This window comes from Streptomyces sp. NBC_01341, assembly GCF_035946055.1.
Taxonomy (GTDB): domain Bacteria; phylum Actinomycetota; class Actinomycetes; order Streptomycetales; family Streptomycetaceae; genus Streptomyces.
The window spans coordinates 1,849,270-1,870,121 of sequence record NZ_CP108364.1 but is presented as its reverse complement, the minus strand read 5'-3'; the positions used below and the strand labels follow the sequence as shown (position 1 = coordinate 1,870,121).

The window sequence follows — 20,852 nt, the reverse complement described above, 5'->3', positions numbered from 1 at the left end:
CGTCAGGTGCCGAGCACGCGGCGCAGGTAGTCGTTGGCGAACAGCCGGCCCGGGTCGAGCCGGTCGCGTACGGCGGTGAACTCGCCGAAGCGCGGATAGGCCCCCGCCAGGTACGCGGCGTCCCGCGTGTGGATCTTGCCCCAGTGCGGGCGCCCGTCGTAGCCCGTCATGATCCGTTCGACGGCGGTGAAGTACGACTGGTACGGCGTGCCGCGGTACAGGTGCACCGCGATGTACGCGCTGTCCCGGCCCGAGGCCGTGGACAGCGCGATGTCGTCCGCGGGAGCCGTGCGGACCTCCACCGGGAAGCTGATGCGCAGCGGCGAGCGGTCGACCATGGCTTTGAGCTCCCGCAGCGCCTCGACGGCCGCCTCGCGCGGCAGGGCGTACTCCATCTCGACGAAACGCACCCGCCGGGGGCTGGTGAACACCTTGTACGGGATGTCGGTGTACGTACGGGCCGACAGGGCGCGGCTGGAGATCTTCGCGAGGGCGGGGATGGTCCGGGGGACCGCCCGGCCCACCGTGCAGGCGACCTGGAAGATCCCGTTGGAGAGCAGCTCGTCCTCGACCCAGCCCCTGACCCGACCGGGCGGAGCGGCCGGGCCGGCGCTGCGGTTGTTGCGCTTGGTGTTGCAGTTGCCCGTGTGCGGGAACCAGTAGAACTCGAAGTGCTCGTTCTCGGTGACGAGCTGATCGAAGTCGGCCGTGACCCGGTCGAAGGTCATCGGTTCCTCGCGGGCGGTCAGCAGGAAGACCGGCTCGACCGCGAAGGTGACCGCTGTGACCACGCCGAGCGCGCCCAGGCCGACCCGGGCCGCCGCGAAGACGTCAGCGTTCTCGACGGCCGAGCAGCGGAGCACCGTGCCGTCGGCCGTCAGCAGTTCGAGCGCCCGGATCTGCGCCGACACCGACGCCGAGTCACGTCCGGTGCCGTGGGTGCCCGTGGAGGTGGCCCCGGCGACCGTCTGCTCCATGATGTCGCCCATGTTCGTGAGGGAGAGCCCCTCGCGGGCGAGTGCGGCGTTGAGGCGCTTCAGCGGCGTGCCGGCCTCGACCGTCACCGTCATCGCCTCGCGGTCGATGTCCCGGATGCCGGTGAGCAGGTCCGGGCATATGAGGACCCCGTCCGTGGCCGCGGCCGCGGTGAACGAATGACCGGTGCCCGCCGGCTTCACGGTCAGGCCGTCCTCGGACGCCCGGCGGAGGACGGCCGCCAGCTCGTCGACCGATGCGGGGGACTCCACGCGCGCCGGCCGGGCGGTGACATTGCCCGCCCAGTTACGCCACGTGCTCGCTGTCCGTGCGTAGGTGTCGGTCATCTTCCCCGCGCCCTCCCGTAGGAACCGGCTCCGCGAGCCGGCGATACCCCAGGAACGCCACCGCGGCCGCGAGCGCCCCCGCTGCGACGGGCACCACGTACCCCGACTCGGCCCCCGAGGCGTCGACCACCCAGCCTGCGGCGGAGGAGCCGAGCGCCACCCCGACCGCGAGTCCCGTACTGGTCCAGGTCATGCCCTCGGTCAGCTGCGTGCGCGGTACGTGCTGCTCGACGAGGGCCATCGTGGTGACCATCGTCGGTGCGATGGCGAGGCCCGCGGCGAAGAGCGCCACGGCCAGGAACGGCAGGCTCCCGGCCAGTTGGAGGGGGATCATACTCACGGCCATCGCGCATACCCCCACCAGCCACCGGGTGGCCGGCTTCCCCTTGAGGTGGACCAGGCCGAAGACCGCCCCGGCGAGGCAGGAGCCCAGGGCGTAGACCGCGAGCACGAGACTGGCCGCCGCCTTGTGGCCGCGCTCCTCCGCGAAGGCCACCGTCACCACGTCCACGGCCCCGAAGATCGCGCCCGTGGCGACGAACGTGAGCACCAGCACCCGGAGACCCGACGAGCTGAGGGCCGAGCCGCCTGCGTGGTGCTCCTTCGGGTGCGGCGTGGGCTCCGTGGCGCGCTGCGCCGTCAGCCAGAACACACCCACGACCAGGAACCCGCCGGCCAGCAGGGGGCCCGCCTCCGGGAACCAGGCGGTCGACAGACCGATGGAGATGATGGGGCCGAAGATGAAGCACGCCTCGTCGACGATCGACTCCCACGAGTACGCCGTGTGCAGCTGCCGCCCCGACCCCCGGTAGATCTCGGCCCAGCGTGACCGGACCATCGACCCCACGCTCGGGACGCAGCCCGCGCCGGCGGCGAAGACGAAGAGTGTCCAGTCGGGCAGCCGCTGCTGCGCACAGATCAGCAGCCCGGCGACGGAGGCGACGGCGAACAGGGTGGCGGGGCGCAGGACACGGCGCTGCCCGTACCGGTCGACCATTCTGGACACCTGCGGCCCCATGGCCGCCGCCGCGAGTGCGAGCGTCGCGGAGAGCGCGCCCGCCAGCCCGTAGCGCCCGGTGAGCTGGGACACCATGGTGACCACGCCGATCCCCATCATGGCCAGCGGCATCCGGCCGAGGAATCCGGCGGCCGAGAAGGCCAGGCTTCCCGGGGCGGAGAAGATGGCGCGGTAGGGGCTGGGCAAGGGGTGCTCCGATGAAGCCTGTCAGGTGTGCAGATGCCTGATACAGCTTACGGGCGGTCACCCGGCACCCGGCACCGGCGGATGTCGGTTGCCGCGCCGCCGGTACCGGGTGGCAGGATCGGGGGCATGTCCGATCTGCGTGATCCAGCCCCGTACGACGCCCTGCTGCTGCTCTCCTTCGGCGGTCCCGAGGGCCCCGACGACGTGGTCCCGTTCCTGGCGAACGTGACGCGCGGCCGGGGCATCCCCGAGGAGCGCCTCAAAGAAGTCGGCAAGCACTACTTCCTCTTCGGCGGCGTGAGCCCGATCAACGCGCAGAACCGGGCGCTGCTCGACGCCCTGCGCAAGGACTTCGCGGACCACGGCGTGGAGATCCCCATCCACTGGGGCAACCGCAACTGGGCCCCGTACCTCACCGACACCCTCCGCGAGATGATCACCGACGGGCACCGCCGCATCGCCGTGCTCGCGACCAGCGCCTACGCCTCGTACTCCGGCTGCCGCCAGTACCGCGAGAATCTGGCCGAGTCGCTGGCCGCCCTGGAGGCCGAGGGGCTCACGGTGCCCCGGGTCGACAAGCTGCGGCACTATTTCAACCACCCCGGCTTCGTACGGCCGATGGTGGACGGCGTGCTCGCCTCGCTGGCCGACCTCCCCGAGGACGTCAGGGCGGGGGCGCACCTGGCCTTCACCACGCACTCCATCCCGACCTCCGCAGCCGACACCTCGGGGCCGGTGGAGACCCACGGTGACGGCGGCTCCTACGTGGCCGAGCACCTTGAGGTGGCACGCCTGATCGTCGATGCCGTGCGCGAGGAGACGGGCGTCGAGCACCCGTGGCAGCTCGTCTACCAGTCGCGCAGCGGCGCCCCGCACATCCCGTGGCTGGAGCCCGACATCAGTGACCACCTGGAGACCCTCCACGGTGACGGGGTCCCGGCGGTCGTCATGGCACCGATCGGTTTCGTCTCGGACCACATGGAGGTGCTGTACGACCTCGACACCGAGGCGACGGCTAAGGCCGCCGAGCTCGGGCTGCCGGTGCGCAGGTCGGCGACGGTCGGCGCCGACCCCCGCTTTGCCGCAGCCGTGCGCGAACTCCTGCTGGAGCGGGCCGCCGGCGAGCAGGACCGCCCGGCCGAGCGATGCGCCCTGGGCGCCCTCGGCCCCTCGCACGACCTCTGCCCCGTCGGGTGCTGTCCGGCCAGGGCCCCCAAGCCGGCCGCGGCAGGCGCCGACAGCCCGTACTGACCGCCTTCCCGCAGCGCGGGGCCGCCGACAGCCCGTCCCCGTCCCGCGACACCACGTCTGGAGCGTTGTGAACGACCCCCTCCTGTCCGAACTGCTCGACCTCGCCCTCGAAGCGGGACGCCGGGCCGGGGCCCTGCTCCGTGACGGCCGTCCCGCCGACCTGGGGGTGGCCGCGACCAAGTCCAGCCCCATCGACGTCGTGACCGAGATGGACATCCGGGCCGAGAAGCTGATCACCGGCTACCTCTCCGAGCACCGCCCCGCAGACGGCTTCCTCGGCGAGGAGGGCGCCAGCGCCGAGGGAAGCAGCGGCATCCGCTGGGTCATCGACCCCCTCGACGGCACCGTGAACTACCTCTACGGCCTGCCGACCTGGTCGGTGTCCATCGCCGCCGAGCGTGACGGCGAGCGGGTCGTCGGCGTCGTGGAGGCCCCGATGCGCCGCGAGACGTTCCACGCGGTCCTCGGCCGGGGCGCGTACGGCAACGGTGAGGCGCTGCGCTGCCGCCCCACTGCGCCGCTCGACCAGGCCCTGGTGTCCACCGGCTTCAACTACGTCACCGAGGTCCGTGCCCATCAGGCTGCCGTCGCGCAGCGACTGATCCCCAGGCTGCGGGACATCCGGCGCGGCGGATCGGCGGCCATCGAGCTCTGCGACGTCGCGGCGGGCCGCCTGGACGGCTACTACGAGCGAGGGCTGCACCCCTGGGACGTGGCGGCCGGCGACCTCATCGCCCGGGAGGCCGGCGCGCTCACCGGTGGACGCCCCGGCCTCCCCGCGGACGGGGACCTGACCGTCGCGGCGACACCCGGGGTCTTCGAGCCGCTGCAGGCGCTCCTCGATGAACTCGGCGCCTGGCACGACTGACACACGACCCTCCGGCGCCCCTGGAGGCGCGCCGGAGCCGCCCGGTACGACGGGAGGGCCCGGGCGCAGCCATAAAGGCTGCCCGGGCCCTCCCGTAGCGGCTCAGACGCTTGTGGCGCCGATTTCCACGCCGTGCTCGGCGGCCAGGCGGTGCAGGTCGTCGAGCTCTCCCTGCTCGACGTCCGCGAGGAAGTCGTCGCCCGTCTCACGGGCCATCGTGAGGTCGGACTCGGTGGTCTTGATTCGTTGCAGCAGACCTGCGGTGAAAGCGTCCATGGAGCGCCCCCTCATCGTGGGTCGGTGGCACGGGGGTGTGCCCGGTGGTCCCCCGGCGCGAAGGCCGGGGTGCGGGTGATCACGCAGTCCCTCTGGAAGCAGGACGGGCTGTGGTACGCCACATACATGGCGTGATCGCGGGTGTGAGGTCGTCCTCCCCCCGCCCGGCCCCGAAGAAACCTCAACTGCCCGGGAAATCCGGTCGATTCCTCGGAGGGGCGGCCCCGACGCGTCGTCTTACCGCCGGTTTATGGGTGTTGAAGGCAGGATGGACACGCACAGTCGGTGCCGCTGACGTGCAGCGAGCGGCCGTATCGAGGGCCGCTCGCCGTATTTCCGGAGATCTAGGGAAGGACTGCGCCGTGCGCGTACTCGTCGTCGAGGACGAGCAGCTGCTCGCCGATGCGGTGGCCACCGGACTGCGCCGGGAGGCCATGGCCGTCGACGTCGTCTACGACGGAGCGGCCGCCCTCGAGCGGGTCGGGGTCAACGACTACGACGTCGTCGTGCTGGACCGGGACCTCCCGCTCGTGCACGGTGACGACGTCTGCCGGAAGATCGTCGAGCTCGGCATGCCCACCCGGGTGCTCATGCTCACCGCGTCCGGTGACGTCAGCGACCGGGTCGAGGGCCTGGAGCTCGGCGCGGACGACTACCTCCCCAAGCCGTTCGCCTTCAGCGAGCTGACCGCCCGCGTACGCGCCCTGGGGCGCCGTACGACGGTCGCCCTGCCTCCCGTGCTGGAGCGGGCGGGCATCAAGCTCGACCCCAACCGCCGCGAGGTATTCCGGGACGACCAGGAGATCCAGCTCGCCCCGAAGGAGTTCGCGGTCCTGGAGGTCCTGATGCGCAGCGAGGGCGCGGTCGTCTCGGCCGAACAGCTGCTCGAGAAGGCATGGGACGAGAACACCGACCCGTTCACCAACGTGGTGCGGGTGACGGTCATGACCCTGCGCCGCAAGCTCGGCGAGCCCGCGGTCATCGTGACGGTCCCCGGCTCCGGATACCGGATCTGAGGGGCGTGATGGCGGCGTCCCCGGGGCCTGTCACGGCGCCCCCGAAACCGACCTGGGAACCGAAGCAGCAGGAGACCACCTACCCGTGGCTGCGTCCGACCATCCGGATACGGCTCACGCTCCTCTACGGCGGCATGTTCCTGATCGCGGGCATCCTGCTGCTCTCGATCATCTACATGCTGGCCGCGCAGGCCCTGCACGACGCGGGCGGCGGGCTCGTCTTCCAGGTCTCCGGCACGAATGTCCGGATCTCCAGCGACACCTGCCCGCAGCTCGGCTCCGCGCTGAACAACAGCCAGCTCAACGAGGCGATCAAGGACTGCACCGCCTCACAGCGGCAGCATGCCCTGGACAGCCTCCTGAACAGGGCGCTCCTGGCCCTCGTCGGCCTCAGCATCATCGCCTTCGCCTTCGGCTACGCCATGGCCGGCCGGGTCCTCTCCCCACTGGGCCGGATCACGCGTACCGCCCGGAGGGTCGCCGGCACGGACCTGACCCGCCGGATCGAGCTGGACGGCCCGGACGACGAGCTGAAGGAGCTCGCGGACACCTTCGACGAGATGCTCGACCGCCTGGAGCGGGCCTTCACGGCGCAGCAGCGGTTCGTCGGGAACGCCTCGCACGAGCTGCGGACACCCCTTGCCATCAACCGCACGCTCCTGGAGGTCCACCTCTCGGACCCCGGGGCGCCCATGGAGCTCCAGCAGCTCGGCAAGACGCTGCTGGCCACCAACGAGCGCAGCGAGCAGCTCGTGGAGGGCCTGCTCCTGCTCGCGCGCAGCGACAACCAGATCGTGGAGCGCAAGCCCGTGGACCTGGCCGAGGTGGCCGACAGGGCCATCGACCAGGCCAGGACGGAGGCTGCGGACAAGGGGGTGGAGATCCGGGGCGAGCGCGTGCCGGCGGTCGTCCAGGGCAACGGCGTCCTCCTGGAGCGCATCGCGCTCAACCTCGTGCAGAACGCCGTGCGCTACAACGTCGCGGAGGGCGGCTGGGTGGAAGTCACCACCGAACTCCAGCACGGGCAGGCGGTCCTCCTCGTCACGAACACCGGGCCCGTCGTGCCGGCGTACGAGATCGACAACCTCTTCGAGCCGTTCCGGCGGCTGCGCACGGAGCGGACCGGGAGCGACAAGGGCGTCGGACTCGGCCTGTCGATCGCGCGATCCGTCGCTCGGGCGCACGGAGGCCGTATCATCGCGGAGCCCCGCGAGGGCGGTGGTCTCGTGATGCGCGTCACCCTGCCGGTCTGAGAGGCTTCACGACGTGAGGCCGGATTGGATCGCTCTGTTCGCTTTGGGCGGAATTTTCGAACTCTCTTACCGTTCCGCCCCTGTGTGATCGATCACAAGAGCACATTCGGGCACCTCTACTCTCCGTGATCACAACTCTCCCAGAAAGCTTGGAAAAGTCCGGGTTTTCGGGGGGTGATATCACGGGAAGTACACGGGGTGGCGCCCGTGAACTGCAGTAATCGGACCGTGTACGGTCCCCATCGCCACCCAAGCTGATCGCTCACGGGAGATCCGGTTGGGTGTCGATTGAGTAACAGACCTTGATGTGAGGCAAAATCTCCGCCTCAGGTCGGGCACAAGTCCGGCCTCTCACGCGTTACGTGCGCTGAGACACCGCAGACACCCATGAGGGGGAGAGCGACATGGCAACGGATTACGACACCCCACGGAAGACCGACGACGACGTCGATCAGGACAGCCTCGAAGAGCTCAAGGCTCGTCGGAGCGACAAGACGGCATCCGCCGTCGACGTGGACGAGTTCGACGCGGCAGAGGGACTGGAGCTGCCCGGCGCAGACCTGTCCAACGAAGAGCTGGCCGTGCGGGTTCTGCCCAAGCAGGCCGATGAGTTCACCTGCATGAGCTGCTTCCTCGTGCACCACAGGAGCCAGCTGGCGCGCGAGAAGAACGGTCAGCCCATCTGCCGCGACTGCGACTGAGGGTTCCGGCCGTGGCAGGCGACACACCGTTCCGGAAGCGGCGCTTGCGGCGCACGAAGTCGTCGGAGGCGCAACAGGGCGGCACAGGCCCGGCGGAGGGCGAGAACCCCACCGCCGAGCATCAGGCCGCCCTGCCGCCCTCCCCTGGCACATCCGACAACGAGCGGGGCCGTCCGGCCTCGCTCGAAGCAGCACGGACTGCGGGCTCGGCACACGAGCCCGGGCAGGACGGACACGAGCCGTCCCCGGAGGAGTCCGGCTGCCTGAACTCACTGAAACGGGGCGTCCTGAGAAGCCGGGCGAGTGCCCGGGCCGCGGTCGGCATGGTGGCCGACCGGATCATCGACACCGCCCCTCGCGTCCCCGTGCGGGACCTCGCCACCCTGCGGAGACAGTTCCCGGGTCTCGGGCCCGAGGAACTCGCCGACAAGCTCGTCGCAGGTGCGTGCAACGCCACCGCGACCGTCGGCGCGGGCATCGGGGCGGCGGCGATGATGCCCGTCCCGCCCGCCATGCTGGCCGAACTCGCCGCGGAGATCACCGGTGTCGCCGTCGTCGAGATGAAGCTCGTCGCCGAACTCCACGAGGTCTACGGCCGACGCCCCCCGGGCAACCTCGGGCAGCGCAGCACCGCCTACCTCACGGCCTGGACGGAGGAGCGCGGCATCGACGTCTCGCGCCCCACCACCCTCAACGCCGCCCTCGGTGGGCAGATGAAGCGCGAACTGCGCCAGCAGATCATGAAGCGCACGGTGCGCGACCTGCCCAACCTCATCCCGTTCATGATCGGAGCCGTCGTCGGCGCGATGATGAACCGAAGGGACACCAAGAAGCTCGCCGACCGCGTCAGGGACGACCTGAGGCGCCACCAGGTGCCCTGGGACCGCCTCCTGGAGCTCCCCCCGCTGGAACAGCCCGCGCGGCCCGCCGAGGAGCTGCCCAAGGGCCTGGACGGCCCGGGCCTCTGACCGCTCTAGGCAGGCACCGGTGCGAGGGCCGCCACCAGGGCCTGCGGCTCCCGGGTCGACAGGTAGACGTACGGAGTCGGGTCGGCCGGGTCCGTCACCTTCACCCGGACCGCCGTCGGGATGTAGCTGCGCAGCAGCATGAAGGCCCGGAGGTCCGCCTTGTACGTGCGCCAGGCGCGGGCCTCCTCGCCCTCCAGGACCTCGGCGTCACCGAGCGCCTCCAGCGGGATCCGGGCGTCGCCCGCGACGAGCGCGCCCGCCACGACCCGGATCCGCGCGGAGCCGTACGAGCTCACGACGGCGCACGCCGCGGCCGTCCCTCCCACCAGGCCCCCGAGCAGCGGCAGGGCGCCGAGGGGAAGGAGGATCAGGGCACAGGCGACGCCGATCCCGAAGGCGATGAGCCACCACGTACGGGGCGCGGTGAGACGTTCGTCGAAGGGGGGTGCGGAAGGCTGCATGAAACCTAGCTTGGCACGGCGCGACCGCCGGTCGGCCGCGCGGGTAAGGTCTGCGCCTGTGAGTGGAACATCTGCACGTCTGACACCCCCGGCCGCGGCGGTGAAGCCGGTCCGTCATCCCGACGCCCCCGCGCCCGGTGAGCTCCTCGGCTCGCACTACGAACACTGTTTCGGCTGCGGAACCGGCCAGCCTCACGGACTGCACCTACAGGCGCGGGCCGGAGAGGGCGTGAACGTCACAGCCGAGTTCACCGTGAGGCCGGCCCACCAGGGCGCCCCGGGACTCGCGCACGGCGGTGTCCTGGCCACGGCGATGGACGAGACGCTCGGCGCGCTGAGCTGGCTGCTCCGGGTGATCGCGGTGACCGGACGGCTGGAGACCGACTACCTCCTGCCGGTGCCGGTGGGCACGGAACTCTTCCTCGAGGCCGAGGTCACCGCCGTGCACAGCCGCAAGAACTACTGTCGCGCGACGGCACGGATCGGCGGCCCCGAGGGACCTGTCGCCGTCCACGCCGAGGCGCTCTTCATCGAGGTCAAGGTCGAGCACTTCACCGAGAACGGACGGCCGGAGGAGATCCGGGCGGCGATGGCCGACCCGGACCAGATCAGGCGCGCGCGTGCCTTCGAGGTGAACCCCTGATGCGTAATCCCGTCGACGTACTGATCCGCCGGGTCGACCCCGAGGTCCCGATCCCCGCGTACGGACACCCGGGCGACGCCGGTGCCGACCTGGTCACCACCGAGGCCGCCGAGCTGGCCCCGGGCGAGCGGACCGTGCTTCCCACCGGAGTGTCGATCGCCCTGCCCGACGGGTACGCCGCCTTCGTGCACCCCCGCTCCGGCCTCGCGGCCCGCTGCGGGCTGGCCCTCGTGAACGCCCCGGGGACGGTCGATGCCGGGTACCGTGGGGAGATCAAGGTCATCGTGGTCAATCTCGACCCGCGCGAGACCGTGAAGTTCGAACGGTTCGACCGGATTGCCCAACTGGTCGTCCAGCAGGTCGAGAAGGTGCGCTTCCACGAGGTGACGGAGCTCCCCGGCTCGGCGCGGGCCGAGGGGGGCTTCGGATCCACCGGCGGTCACGCCGCAGTGGACGGCGTCACGGGCGGTAACACCCAGGGTGGGAACAGCTACGCTTCGGTCGTATCCGACCGGGAAGGACGTTGACGTGTTCGGACGTCGCAAGAACAGTGGTTCCGCCGAGGACACGGCGGACGAAGCGCGCGAGGCCGAGCAGGTCGCCGACGAGCTCGACGGCGCCGCGAGCGGCTCGCGCCGCACGAACCTTCCGCCCGCACCCCGGCCGGACGGGCCGTGGGACATCTCCGAGGTCTCCCAGCCCGGCGAGGGCCGGGTGGACCTGGGCGGCGTCTTCGTGCCCGGGGTCGAGGGCATGGAGCTGCGCGTGGAGGTCGCCGGTGACGCCATCGTCGCGGCCACCGTCGTGCTGCGCGACAGCGCGATCCAGCTGCAGGCCTTCGCCGCTCCGAAGAAGGAGGGCATCTGGGGTGAGGTGCGCGACGAGATCGCGTCGGGCATCACCCAGCAGGGCGGGATCATCGACGAGGTCGAGGGTCCGCTGGGCTGGGAACTGCGTGCCCAGGTACCCGTGCAGCTCCCGGACGGGAAGAACGGCGTGCAGCTGGTGCGCTTCGTCGGGATCGACGGACCGCGCTGGTTCCTGCGCGGCGTGATCTCCGGCCAGGGCGCCGTGCAGCCGGAGGCCGCCGGGCTGCTGGAGACGATCTTCCGCGACACCGTCGTCGTCCGCGGTGACGGCCCGATGGCCCCGCGCGACCCGATCGTCCTCAAGCTCCCCAACGACGCCCAGATGGTGCCCGAGGGTGTGCAGCAGGAGGACCAGGAGAGCTCCAAGTTCTCCGGCGGGATGGGCAACCTCCAGCGCGGACCGGAGATCACCGAGGTGCGCTGACCACGCCGCACGGCACGTCGAGGCCGGTGGGCCGTACCCGGGACCGGGTACGGCCCACCGGCCTCTCCGTTGCCTCTCCGGGGGCCGCACGGACATACTGGCGCTGCCGGAGAGCGGCACACACGGCGGCACACGCACGGGGAGAGCGATGACACGGAGCACCGGCGCACAGGGCGGTACGGCCCTGGCCGACAGCGCCACGGACGGCCCGATGGTGCGGATCGAGGACCTGCACCGCTCGTACGGCACCGGCGCCGCGGCCGTGCACGCCCTGCGGGGTGTCTCGTTCGAGATACCCCGCGGTGAGCTCGTCGCACTCAAGGGCCGTTCGGGCTCCGGCAAGACCACCCTGCTCAACCTCGTCGGCGGTCTCGACACCCCCGACGGCGGCCGGATCACCGTCGGCGGTACCGACCTCTCGGAGCTCGGCGAGGACGGGCTGCTGGAGCTGCGCAGGGACCGGATCGGCTTCATCTTCCAGTCCTTCGGCCTGATCCCCATCCTCACCGCGGCCGAGAACGTCGGCGTACCCATGCGGCTGCGGAAGACGGACTCCGCCGAACGCGAGGAGCGCGTCGCCCTGCTGCTCTCGCTGGTGGGCCTGGGCGACCACGCCCAGCAGCGTCCCGGGGAGCTCTCCGGCGGCCAGCAGCAGCGCGTCGCCATCGCGCGCGCGCTCGCCAACCGGCCCGCGCTCCTGATCGCGGACGAACCCACCGGGCAGCTCGACGCGGAGACCGGACTCGCGGTCATGCAGCTTCTCAGGGCCGTGGTGCGCAGCGAGGGCGTCACCGTGCTCGTGGCCACCCACGACCCCCAGCTGCTCGGATTCGCCGACCGGGTCCTGGAGCTCAGCGACGGGCACATCGTCGAGCACGCGTAACCCCGGGGGAGACGGGGCCGCCCGCCGCAGGTCACGGGCCCCGCATCAGAATCCCGTCAATACGGACCCCGCTCCAGGGGTCCGGCCCCGTATGCCGGGATTTCTCGGGGTAGCTTCGACAGCGGCTCCCGCATCGGCGGAAGTCGCTGCAGAGAAGACAATGGGGCCATGGCACGCGGCAAGCTTCGGATCTACCTGGGTGCGGCACCCGGTGTGGGCAAGACCTACGCGATGCTGTCCGAGGCCCACCGGCGGGTGGAGCGGGGAACGGACTGCGTCGTGGCGTTCGTGGAGCACCACGGCCGGCCGCGCACCGAGGTGCTGCTCCACGGGCTGGAGCAGATCCGGCGCCGGGACATCGAACACCGCTCGGCCGTCTTCTCCGAGATGGACGTGGACGCCGTCCTGGAGCGGGCCCCGGCCGTCGCGCTCGTGGACGAACTCGCGCACACCAACGTGCCCGGCTCCCGCAACGCCAAGCGCTGGCAGGACGTCGAGGAGTTGCTCAAGGCCGGCATCGACGTCGTGTCCACCGTCAACATCCAGCACCTGGAGTCCCTCGGCGACGTCGTCGAGTCGATAACCGGTGTGCGGCAGCAGGAGACCATCCCCGACGAGGTCGCCCGGCGGGCCGACCAGATCGAGCTCGTCGACATGTCGCCTCAGGCGCTGCGCCGGAGGATGGCCCACGGCAACATCTACCAGTCCGACAAGGTCGACGCGGCCCTGTCCAACTACTTCCGGCCCGGCAACCTCACCGCCCTGCGTGAACTGGCGCTCCTGTGGGTCGCCGACCGGGTCGACGAGTACCTCCAGCAGTACCGGGGCGAGCACGACATCAGCGCCCCCTGGCAGGCACGCGAACGCATCGTCGTCGGACTCACCGGCGGCCCCGAGGGGCGCACGCTCATCCGCCGTGCCTCCCGGATGGCGGCCAAGGGTTCGGGCAGCGAGATCCTGGCGGTCTACATCGCGCGCAGCGACGGACTCACCTCCGCCTCGCCCAAGGAGCTGGCTGTCCAGCGCACCCTCGTGGAGGACCTGGGCGGCACCTTCCACCACGTCATCGGCGACGACATACCCACGGCGCTCCTCGCCTTCGCCCGGGGCGTCAACGCCACCCAGATCGTCCTCGGCTCCAGCCGCCGCAAGACCTGGCAGTACGTCTACGGCCCGGGAGTGGGTGCCACCGTCGCCCGCGAGTCCGGTCCCGACCTGGACGTCCACATCGTCACGCACGAAGAGGTCGCCAAGGGACGCGGACTGCCCATCGCACGCGGCGCCCGGCTCAGCCGTGCCCGGATCATCTCGGGCTGGATCGCCGGCGTCGGCGGACCGGCCCTCCTGACCCTGCTGCTGCACGGACTGGAGAACGGACCGGGACTCGCCAACGACGTCCTGCTCTTCCTCTTCCTGACGGTCGCCGCCGCACTGCTCGGCGGGCTGGCCCCCGCGCTCGCCTCGGCAGCCGCCGGCTCCCTGCTGCTGAACTACTGGTTCACCCCACCCACGCACACCCTGACCGTGCAGGACCCCGAGAACTTCGTCGCCATCGTGATCTTCTTCGCGGTGGCGGTCGCGGTGGCCTCCGTCGTGGACCTGGCGGCACGCCGTACCCATCAGGCGGCCAGACTGCGCGCCGAGTCGGAGATCCTCTCCGCCCTGGCCGGGAGCGTCCTGCGGGGCGAGACGGCCCTCGACGCCCTGCTGGAACGCGTCCGCGAGACCTTCGCCATGGAGTCCGTCGCCCTCCTGGAACGCAGCAGCGACGTCGATCCCTGGACCAGCGCCGGATCCGTCGGTCCCGCACCCGTGACCCGGCCCGACGACGCCGACGTGGACATGCCCGTCGGCGACCACATGGCCCTCGCCCTCTCCGGTCGCGTGCTGCCCGCGGAGGACCGCCGCGTCCTCGGCGCCTTCGCAGCGCAGGCCGCCGTCGTCCTCGACCGGCAGCGGCTGGTCGGCGAGGCGGAGGCCGCCAGAAGGCTGGCCGAGGGCAACCGGATCAGGACCGCCCTGCTCGCCGCCGTCAGCCACGACCTGCGTACCCCCCTGGCGGCCATCAAGGCCGCTGTGAGCTCCCTGCGCTCCGACGACGTCGCCTGGTCCGACGCCGACGAGGCGGAGTTCCTCGCGGCCATCGAGGACGGCGCGGACCGCCTGGACCACCTGGTCGGCAACCTGCTCGACATGTCCCGCCTGCAGACCGGCACCGTCACCCCGCTCATCCGCGAGATCGACCTCGACGAGGTCGTCCCGATGGCGCTCGGCGGCGTACCCGAGGGCAGCGTCGACCTGGACATCCCGGAGACGCTGCCCATGGTCGCCGTCGATCCGGGACTGCTGGAACGGGCCGTCGCCAACATCGTCGAGAACGCCGTCAAGTACAGCACCGGCCGGGAACGCGTCGCCGTCGCCGCCAGCTCCCACGGCGAGCGCGTCGAGCTCCGGGTCGCCGACCGCGGCCGCGGAGTCCCGGACGAGGCCAAGGAACGCATCTTCGAACCGTTCCAGCGGTACGGTGACGCTCCGCGCGGCGCCGGGGTCGGCCTCGGGCTCGCCGTCGCCCGCGGCTTCGTGGAGTCCATGGGCGGCACGCTGGACGCCGAGGACACCCCCGGCGGAGGGCTCACCATGGTCCTCACCCTCACCGCCGCACCGGGCCAGGTGGGTACAGGCCCCGCGCCGCCCGCGCGGGTGGTGTCATGAGGCCCGGCGCCCCGCATTCCACGGGGCGCTTCCCCACCCCGTACACGTACTCCGGAAAGGCAGGTCCACGATGACAAGGGTGCTCGTGGTCGACGACGAGCCGCAGATCGTGCGCGCCCTCGTGATCAACCTGAAGGCGCGCAAGTACGAGGTGGACGCCGCGCCGGACGGAGCGACGGCCCTCCAGCTTGCCGCGGCCCGCCATCCCGACGTCGTCGTACTCGACCTCGGGCTGCCGGACATGGACGGCGTCGAGGTGATCAGGGGGCTCCGCGGCTGGACCCGCGTACCGATCCTCGTGCTCTCCGCCCGCCACACGTCCGACGAGAAGGTCGAGGCCCTGGACGCGGGGGCCGACGACTACGTCACCAAGCCGTTCGGCATGGACGAGCTGCTGGCCCGGCTGCGCGCCGCCGTACGCAGGGCGGAACCGGTCGGCGCGGAGGGCGGCGACGACCTGGTGGTCGTCGAGACCGAGGGGTTCACCGTCGACCTGGCGGCGAAGAAGGTCCACCGCGAGGGCCGGGACGTGCGGCTCACGCCCACGGAATGGCACCTGCTGGAGGTCCTTGTGCGCAACGCCGGGCGCCTCGTCAGCCAGAAGCAGCTGCTCCAGGAGGTCTGGGGGCCGTCGTACGGCACCGAGACCAACTACCTGCGCGTCTACATGGCGCAGCTGCGCCGCAAGCTGGAGGCGGACCCCTCGCACCCCAGACACTTCGTGACGGAACCGGGGATGGGCTACCGCTTCGAGCGCGGTCGGTCCGTGCCGGAGTAGCGGTCCCCCGGCGGGCGGGTCCTGCGGCCTCGTCCACCTGTGGGAGTTGGCCGGGGCGAGGCTTCACACGGGCCGCCCGGCCCTCGGGGGAGTGGGCGCCTCCACGCACGGGTGTCGGTTTCCGTCGCGCGAGCGTTCACTCGTCCGGGTGAGGACACCGCGGCCCGGCCGCCACCACGGGAGACCGGTACCCTTCGGGGTATGAGCGCTGTTCCCCGATTCGAGAAGCCAGGCAGGACGGACAAGCCGTCCGGCCGCTTCCGACGCATGCTCGACCGGCTGTCCAGCTCCCAGGAGGACCTCGAGTGCGAGGAACTCCGGGAGGACTCCCACGCCTCGGGCTGCACGCGCATCTCCGAGTGCTCGGACCGCCAGATCGTCAAGGTGACTGGTACCTTGCGGACGGTCACCCTGCGTCCGCGGGCCGGAGTGCCCGCCCTGGAGGCGGAGCTCTTCGACGGGACCGCACCGCTCGACGTGGTCTGGCTGGGCCGGCGTTCCATCGTCGGCATCGAGCCGGGCCGCAGGCTCATCGCGTCGGGTCGTGTGGCCATGAGCCACGGACGACGGGTGCTGTTCAACCCCAAATACGAACTCCGACCGCTCGGCAAGGAGTAGCCGGTGACGTCTCTCGACAAGCCGACGTCCGACACGGACCAGCCCCGCAGCACCGACCAGCAGGACGCCGACGCGAAGGCGGTCACGGAAGCCGCGCTCTTCGAGGCCTTCGGCGGCGTGCGCGGCATGGTGGAGACAGTCCTGCCCGGGCTGCTCTTCGTCACGATCTTCACCATCAACAAGGACCTGAAGGCGTCCGCCATCGCCGCAGTGGCAGTCTCCCTGGTCCTCGTCGTCGTACGCCTGGTCCGCCGGGACACCGTCAAGCACGCCTTCAGCGGCGTCTTCGGTGTGGCCTTCGGTGTCGTGTTCGCGATGATGACGGGCAACGCCAAGGACTTCTACCTCCCCGGCATGCTCTACACGCTCGGGCTGGCGCTTGCCTACCTCGTCACGTCGGTCGCGGGTGTGCCGCTGATCGGACTGATCCTGGGCCCGGTCTTCAAGGAGAACCTCTCCTGGCGCACCCGGAACCCCGGCCGCAAGAAGGCGTACACCAAGGCCGGCTACGCCTGGGGGCTCATCCTCCTCGCCAAGTGCGCGATCCTCTTCCCGCTCTACTGGTGGGCCGACACCGCCCAGCTCGGCTGGGTACTGGTCGCGCTGAAGATCCCGCCATTCCTGCTCGCGGTGTATCTGACCTGGGTGTTCCTCGCCAAGGCGCCGCCGCCCATCGACGTCTTCGCCGAGATGGAGGCGGAGGAGCAGGCCGAGAAGGCACGCAAGGCCGCCGCCGCGCAGAACGCCCAGGCCCCGGAAGCCCGCAACTCCGAGTACTGACGCGCGCCGCTCACGTGCGGGGGCCCCGGACCGTGACATGGTCCGGGGCCCCCGCACGTGAGCCGTCTCAGTCCTCTTCGGGATCGCGGCGGACCGACAGCAGGTCCTCCAGCTGCTCCTCGCGCGCCTGCGCCGCCACGAACAGCAGCTCGTCGCCGGCCTCCAAAGTCTCCTCGGGGCTCGGCGTCAGCACCCGCGTCCCTCGGATGATCGTGACCAGTGAGGTGTCCTGGGGCCAGTCCACGTCGCCGACCCGGGTGCCGGCCAGTGCCGACTCCGGGGGCAGCGTCAGCTCGACCAGGTTGGCGTCGCCGTGGCTGAAGCGCAGCAGCCGCACCAGATCACCGACACTCACCGCCTCCTCGACCAGCGCCGACATCAGACGCGGCGTGGAGACCGCGACATCTACACCCCAGGACTCGTTGAACAGCCACTCGTTCTTCGGGTTGTTCACCCGGGCGACGACCCTAGGGACGCCGTACTCGGTCTTCGCGAGCAGGGAGACGACCAGATTGACCTTGTCGTCGCCCGTCGCGGCGATCACGACGTTGCACCGCTGGAGCGCCGCCTCGTCGAGGGACGTGATCTCACAGGCGTCCGCGAGGAGCCACTCGGCCATCGGGACCCGCTCGACCGAGATGGCGGTGGGCGCCTTGTCGATCAGCAGCACCTCGTGACCGTTCTCCAGAAGCTCCGCCGCGATGGAACGTCCCACCGCACCCGCCCCGGCAATCGACACGCGCATCAGTGACCGCCCTCCTCGGGACCCTCGGCAAAGGCCTCCTCGACCTTCGCGATCTCGTCCGTACGCATCATCACGTGGACGAGGTCGCCCTCCTGCAGAACGGTCTGCGACGACGGCAGTATGGCCTCGCCGAGCCGGGTGAGGAACGCGACGCGGACGCCGGTCTCCTCCTGCAGCGTGCTGATCTTGTGCCCGATCCACGACGGCGTCGTGTGCACCTCCGCGAGCTGCACACCGCCGCTCGGGTCGCGCCACAGAGGCTCGGCTCCCGACGGCAGCAGCCGCCGCAGCATCTGGTCCGCCGTCCAGCGGACCGTCGCGACCGTGGGGATGCCCAGACGCTGGTAGACCTCGGCGCGCTTCGGGTCGTAGATGCGTGCGGCGACGTTCTCGATGCCGAACATCTCACGCGCCACACGGGCCGCGATGATGTTGGAGTTGTCGCCGCTGCTGACTGCGGCGAACGCCCCGGCCTCCTCGATACCCGCCTCGCGCAGGGTGTCCTGGTCGAAGCCGACACCGCTGACCCGCCGACCGCCGAACCCCGCACCGAGACGGCGGAACGCCGTGGGGTCCCGGTCGATCACCGCGACCGTGTGCCCCTGCTGCTCCAGGGTCTGCGCGAGAGCGGCTCCGACTCGCCCGCAGCCCATGATGACGATGTGCACCTTGCGCCTACCTCGCCGTCCTGGTCATCCGGATGACCTGCGAAAACACCCTGCTCACACTTCTCTCTCAGCTTGCGGGGGCAAACAACGGGGCAACCACCTCCGGCGTCGCCCCTGCATGAGCTTATGCGGCGACGTCCCCACCGCCTCATCCGAGTGCGCGTATCCCGGAGACCGACCCCCCACAAGGGGCCCCGAAGGGGCGCGTCACCGGCCCCCGGCGCAAGGATTTCGTTAAGGATTCCATGGACTTATCCGGTGAGGGCGGTTAATTATGAAGGTTTTCGGGGCATCGAGGGGGTGGTGCTTCGGCGGCGTGTCTCGCCAGCGCTTACGATCCTCACCGTGTCCAAACTGACCGACGTGCCCAAACGGATCCTGATCGGCCGGGCGCTGCGAAGCGACAAGCTGGGGGAAACACTCCTCCCCAAGCGCATCGCGCTCCCCGTCTTCGCGTCCGACCCGCTGTCCTCCGTCGCGTACGCACCCGGAGAAGTCCTCCTGGTGCTGTCCATCGCGGGCGTGTCGGCGTACCACTTCAGCCCGTGGATCGCGGCCGCGGTCGTGGTCCTGATGTTCACGGTCGTCGCCTCGTACCGGCAGAACGTGCGCGCCTACCCGAGCGGCGGCGGCGACTACGAGGTCGCCAACACCAACCTCGGGCCGAAGGCCGGACTGACCGTCGCGAGCGCCCTGCTCGTCGACTACGTCCTCACGGTCGCCGTGTCGATCTCCTCCGGCGTGGAGAACCTCGGCTCCGCGATCCCCTTCGTCATCGAGCACAAGACGTTCTGCGCCATCGGAGCCATCGTCCTGCTCACGCTGATGAACCTGCGAGGGGTCAGGGAATCCGGCAAGCTCTTCGCCATCCCGACGTACCTGTTCGTGGCCGGCGTCTTCGTCATGATCCTCTGGGGCGCCTTCCGGGGGCTTGCCCTCGGAGACACCATGCACGCGCCGACCTCGGACTACGAGATCAAGCCCGAGCACCAGGGGCTCGCCGGATTCGCGCTCGTCTTCCTGCTGCTGCGCGCCTTCTCCTCCGGCTGTGCGGCCCTCACCGGCGTCGAGGCGATCAGCAACGGCGTGCCCGCCTTCCGCAAGCCCAAGAGCAAGAACGCCGCGACCACCCTCGCGGCCATGGGGCTGCTGGCCGTCACCATGTTCTGCGGGATCATCGGCCTGGCCATGGCCACCGATGTGAAGCTGGCCGAGAACCCCGCGAAGGACCTCATCCACAACGGCTCCCCGGTCGGGGCGGGCTTCACCCAGGATCCGGTCATCTCGCAGGTCGCGGCGGCAGTCTTCGGCGAGGGCACATTCCTCTTCGTGTTCCTCGCGGCGGCGACCGCCCTCGTGCTGTTCCTCGCCGCCAACACCGCCTACAACGGCTTCCCACTGCTCGGCTCGATCCTCGCCCAGGACCGCTACCTGCCGCGCCAGCTGCACACCCGCGGCGACCGGCTGGCCTTCTCCAACGGCATCGTGCTGCTGGCCGGCGCCGCGATCCTGCTCGTCTGGATCTACGGCGCCGACTCGACCCGGCTCATCCAGCTCTACATCGTCGGCGTGTTCGTGTCCTTCACGCTCAGCCAGACCGGCATGGTCCGGCACTGGAACCGTCACCTGAGCACGGAGACCGACCCCGGGGCGCGGCGGCACATGATCCGCTCCCGGGCGATCAACACCTTCGGCGCGTTCTTCACCGGCCTGGTCCTGGTCGTCGTCCTGGCGACCAAGTTCACCCACGGTGCCTGGGTCGCGCTGCTCGGAATGGTCATCTTCTTCGGCACGATGACCGCGATCCGGAAGCACTACGACCGCGTCGCCGACGAGATCTCCGCGGACGAAGCCCCCTCGGACGACACGATCAGGCCCTCGCGGGTCCACTCGATCGTCCTGGTCTCCAAGCTCCACCGGCCCACGCTGCGCGCCCTCGCGTACGCCAAGCTGGTGCGTTCCGACCAACTGGAGGCACTGTCCATCAGCGTCGACCACGACGAGACGAAGGCGCTGAAGGCGGACTGGGAACGCCGTGGCATCGACATCCCGCTGAAGATCCTCGACTCCCCGTACCGCGAGGTGACCCGGCCGGTCATCGACTACGTCAAGAGCCTGCGCAAGGACCGGCCGCGCGACGTGGTCAGCGTCTACATCCCCGAGTACGTGGTCGGCCACTGGTACGAGCACCTGCTCCACAACCAGAGCGCGCTGCGGCTGAAGGGCCGGCTGCTGTTCACACCTGGTGTCATGGTGACCTCGGTGCCGTACCAGCTGGAGTCCTCCGAAGCCGCGAAGCTGCGGGCCCGTCGCCGGGCGGACTGGACGGCACCCGGCTCGGTCCGGCGCGGTCCGGTGGAACGGCGGCACAAGGAGCACAGCAAGGGGTGAGCCGCGGGGTGCGGTGGGGGA

The 20,852-nt window shown here is 70.6% G+C and carries 21 protein-coding genes; 15 read left to right on the top strand and 6 right to left on the bottom strand.

The window, feature by feature from the left end:
- Positions 1 to 2 precede the first annotated feature (2 nt).
- Together OG206_RS07935 and OG206_RS07930 are read right to left on the bottom strand one after the other, a co-directional pair.
- Positions 3 to 1,322: a D-arabinono-1,4-lactone oxidase gene (locus OG206_RS07935; protein WP_327113689.1), complete on the bottom strand. Its 1,320-nt coding sequence runs from the start codon at positions 1,320 to 1,322 to the stop codon at positions 3 to 5.
- Positions 1,282 to 2,526, bottom strand: a complete 1,245-nt coding sequence (locus OG206_RS07930; protein ID WP_327113687.1) for an MFS transporter — start codon at positions 2,524 to 2,526, stop codon at positions 1,282 to 1,284. The genes OG206_RS07935 and OG206_RS07930 overlap by 41 nt, the downstream gene beginning before the upstream one ends.
- A 126-nt stretch (positions 2,527 to 2,652) precedes the next feature.
- Here OG206_RS07930 and OG206_RS07925 point away from each other — a divergent pair, with 126 nt between their 5' ends.
- Together OG206_RS07925 and OG206_RS07920 are read left to right on the top strand one after the other, a co-directional pair.
- On the top strand, positions 2,653 to 3,777 hold the full coding sequence (locus tag OG206_RS07925) for a ferrochelatase (protein ID WP_327113685.1): 1,125 nt from the start codon (positions 2,653 to 2,655) through the stop codon (positions 3,775 to 3,777).
- A 67-nt stretch (positions 3,778 to 3,844) separates the two neighbouring features.
- Positions 3,845 to 4,645 (top strand): inositol monophosphatase family protein, encoded by an 801-nt coding sequence (locus OG206_RS07920; protein ID WP_327113683.1) that lies wholly within the window; start codon positions 3,845 to 3,847, stop codon positions 4,643 to 4,645.
- A gap of 102 nt (positions 4,646 to 4,747) precedes the next feature.
- Here the strand turns inward: OG206_RS07920 and OG206_RS07915 are convergent, their stop codons facing one another.
- Entirely contained in the window at positions 4,748 to 4,921 is a 174-nt protein-coding gene (locus tag OG206_RS07915) for a hypothetical protein (protein ID WP_327113681.1), read from the bottom strand.
- 362 nt (positions 4,922 to 5,283) lie between these two features.
- Between OG206_RS07915 and OG206_RS07910 the strand changes: the two genes are divergently transcribed.
- The 4 genes from OG206_RS07910 (at position 5,284) to OG206_RS07895 (ending at position 8,859) form a co-directional block, all read left to right on the top strand.
- Positions 5,284 to 5,937: a response regulator transcription factor gene (locus OG206_RS07910; protein WP_327113679.1), complete on the top strand. Its 654-nt coding sequence runs from the start codon at positions 5,284 to 5,286 to the stop codon at positions 5,935 to 5,937.
- An 8-nt stretch (positions 5,938 to 5,945) separates the two neighbouring features.
- On the top strand, positions 5,946 to 7,190 hold the full coding sequence (locus OG206_RS07905; protein ID WP_327113677.1) for a sensor histidine kinase: 1,245 nt from the start codon (positions 5,946 to 5,948) through the stop codon (positions 7,188 to 7,190).
- Between the two features lie 404 nt (positions 7,191 to 7,594).
- Complete coding sequence (locus OG206_RS07900; RefSeq protein WP_003965732.1) at positions 7,595 to 7,891, top strand: DUF4193 domain-containing protein; 297 nt, start codon at positions 7,595 to 7,597, stop codon at positions 7,889 to 7,891.
- An 11-nt stretch (positions 7,892 to 7,902) separates the two neighbouring features.
- Entirely contained in the window at positions 7,903 to 8,859 is a 957-nt protein-coding gene (locus tag OG206_RS07895) for a hypothetical protein (protein ID WP_327113675.1), read from the top strand.
- Positions 8,860 to 8,864: 5 nt separating this feature from the next.
- Here the strand turns inward: OG206_RS07895 and OG206_RS07890 are convergent, their stop codons facing one another.
- Positions 8,865 to 9,320 carry a DUF3093 domain-containing protein gene (locus tag OG206_RS07890; RefSeq protein ID WP_327113673.1) on the bottom strand — a complete coding sequence of 152 codons (456 nt, stop codon included), beginning with the start codon at positions 9,318 to 9,320 and terminating at the stop codon, positions 8,865 to 8,867.
- A gap of 100 nt (positions 9,321 to 9,420) precedes the next feature.
- Between OG206_RS07890 and OG206_RS07885 the strand changes: the two genes are divergently transcribed.
- From OG206_RS07885 to OG206_RS07850, 8 genes are all read left to right on the top strand, one after another.
- The gene (locus OG206_RS07885) at positions 9,421 to 9,963 is read left to right on the top strand and encodes a PaaI family thioesterase (protein ID WP_442805939.1); all 543 of its coding nucleotides are present in this window, start codon (positions 9,421 to 9,423) and stop codon (positions 9,961 to 9,963) included.
- The gene (gene dut, locus OG206_RS07880; protein WP_327113669.1) at positions 9,963 to 10,490 is read left to right on the top strand and encodes a dUTP diphosphatase; all 528 of its coding nucleotides are present in this window, start codon (positions 9,963 to 9,965) and stop codon (positions 10,488 to 10,490) included. Before OG206_RS07885 ends, dut begins: the two co-directional genes overlap by 1 nt.
- A 1-nt stretch (position 10,491) precedes the next feature.
- A complete protein-coding gene (locus OG206_RS07875) occupies positions 10,492 to 11,256 on the top strand; it encodes a DUF3710 domain-containing protein (protein WP_327113668.1) in 765 nt (254 codons plus the stop codon).
- Between the two features lie 148 nt (positions 11,257 to 11,404).
- Complete coding sequence (locus tag OG206_RS07870) at positions 11,405 to 12,139, top strand: ABC transporter ATP-binding protein (protein WP_327113666.1); 735 nt, start codon at positions 11,405 to 11,407, stop codon at positions 12,137 to 12,139.
- Positions 12,140 to 12,307: 168 nt separating this feature from the next.
- Positions 12,308 to 14,851, top strand: a complete 2,544-nt coding sequence (locus tag OG206_RS07865; protein ID WP_327113664.1) for a DUF4118 domain-containing protein — start codon at positions 12,308 to 12,310, stop codon at positions 14,849 to 14,851.
- A gap of 70 nt (positions 14,852 to 14,921) precedes the next feature.
- Positions 14,922 to 15,629 carry a response regulator gene (locus OG206_RS07860; protein ID WP_327113662.1) on the top strand — a complete coding sequence of 236 codons (708 nt, stop codon included), beginning with the start codon at positions 14,922 to 14,924 and terminating at the stop codon, positions 15,627 to 15,629.
- Positions 15,630 to 15,830: 201 nt separating this feature from the next.
- Positions 15,831 to 16,247 (top strand): OB-fold nucleic acid binding domain-containing protein, encoded by a 417-nt coding sequence (locus tag OG206_RS07855; RefSeq protein ID WP_327113660.1) that lies wholly within the window; start codon positions 15,831 to 15,833, stop codon positions 16,245 to 16,247.
- A gap of 3 nt (positions 16,248 to 16,250) precedes the next feature.
- Positions 16,251 to 17,027, top strand: a complete 777-nt coding sequence (locus tag OG206_RS07850; RefSeq protein ID WP_327113658.1) for a DUF3159 domain-containing protein — start codon at positions 16,251 to 16,253, stop codon at positions 17,025 to 17,027.
- A gap of 67 nt (positions 17,028 to 17,094) precedes the next feature.
- On the opposite strand, the gene OG206_RS07845 is transcribed toward OG206_RS07850, so the two are convergent.
- Positions 17,095 to 17,772 carry a potassium channel family protein gene (locus OG206_RS07845; protein WP_327113656.1) on the bottom strand — a complete coding sequence of 226 codons (678 nt, stop codon included), beginning with the start codon at positions 17,770 to 17,772 and terminating at the stop codon, positions 17,095 to 17,097.
- Positions 17,772 to 18,440: a potassium channel family protein gene (locus tag OG206_RS07840; RefSeq protein ID WP_327113654.1), complete on the bottom strand. Its 669-nt coding sequence runs from the start codon at positions 18,438 to 18,440 to the stop codon at positions 17,772 to 17,774. The genes OG206_RS07845 and OG206_RS07840 overlap by 1 nt, the downstream gene beginning before the upstream one ends.
- A 345-nt stretch (positions 18,441 to 18,785) precedes the next feature.
- On the opposite strand from OG206_RS07840, the gene OG206_RS07835 reads away from it, so the two are divergent.
- Positions 18,786 to 20,831 (top strand): APC family permease, encoded by a 2,046-nt coding sequence (locus OG206_RS07835; RefSeq protein WP_327113651.1) that lies wholly within the window; start codon positions 18,786 to 18,788, stop codon positions 20,829 to 20,831.
- Positions 20,832 to 20,852: the final 21 nt, after the last annotated feature.

What these genes read in the sequence shown, in the direction of transcription:
- OG206_RS07935 (WP_327113689.1), bottom strand. Translation starts at nt 1,322, where the DNA reads ATGACCGACACCTACGCACGGACAGCGAGCACGTGGCGTAACTGGGCG.
- OG206_RS07925 (WP_327113685.1), top strand. Translation starts at nt 2,653, where the DNA reads ATGTCCGATCTGCGTGATCCAGCCCCGTACGACGCCCTGCTGCTGCTC.
- OG206_RS07915 (WP_327113681.1), bottom strand. Translation starts at nt 4,921, where the DNA reads ATGGACGCTTTCACCGCAGGTCTGCTGCAACGAATCAAGACCACCGAG.
- OG206_RS07905 (WP_327113677.1), top strand. Translation starts at nt 5,946, where the DNA reads ATGGCGGCGTCCCCGGGGCCTGTCACGGCGCCCCCGAAACCGACCTGG.
- OG206_RS07900 (WP_003965732.1), top strand. Translation starts at nt 7,595, where the DNA reads ATGGCAACGGATTACGACACCCCACGGAAGACCGACGACGACGTCGAT.
- OG206_RS07890 (WP_327113673.1), bottom strand. Translation starts at nt 9,320, where the DNA reads ATGCAGCCTTCCGCACCCCCCTTCGACGAACGTCTCACCGCGCCCCGT.
- dut (WP_327113669.1), top strand. Translation starts at nt 9,963, where the DNA reads ATGCGTAATCCCGTCGACGTACTGATCCGCCGGGTCGACCCCGAGGTC.
- OG206_RS07870 (WP_327113666.1), top strand. Translation starts at nt 11,405, where the DNA reads ATGACACGGAGCACCGGCGCACAGGGCGGTACGGCCCTGGCCGACAGC.
- OG206_RS07865 (WP_327113664.1), top strand. Translation starts at nt 12,308, where the DNA reads ATGGCACGCGGCAAGCTTCGGATCTACCTGGGTGCGGCACCCGGTGTG.
- OG206_RS07860 (WP_327113662.1), top strand. Translation starts at nt 14,922, where the DNA reads ATGACAAGGGTGCTCGTGGTCGACGACGAGCCGCAGATCGTGCGCGCC.
- OG206_RS07855 (WP_327113660.1), top strand. Translation starts at nt 15,831, where the DNA reads ATGAGCGCTGTTCCCCGATTCGAGAAGCCAGGCAGGACGGACAAGCCG.
- OG206_RS07845 (WP_327113656.1), bottom strand. Translation starts at nt 17,772, where the DNA reads ATGCGCGTGTCGATTGCCGGGGCGGGTGCGGTGGGACGTTCCATCGCG.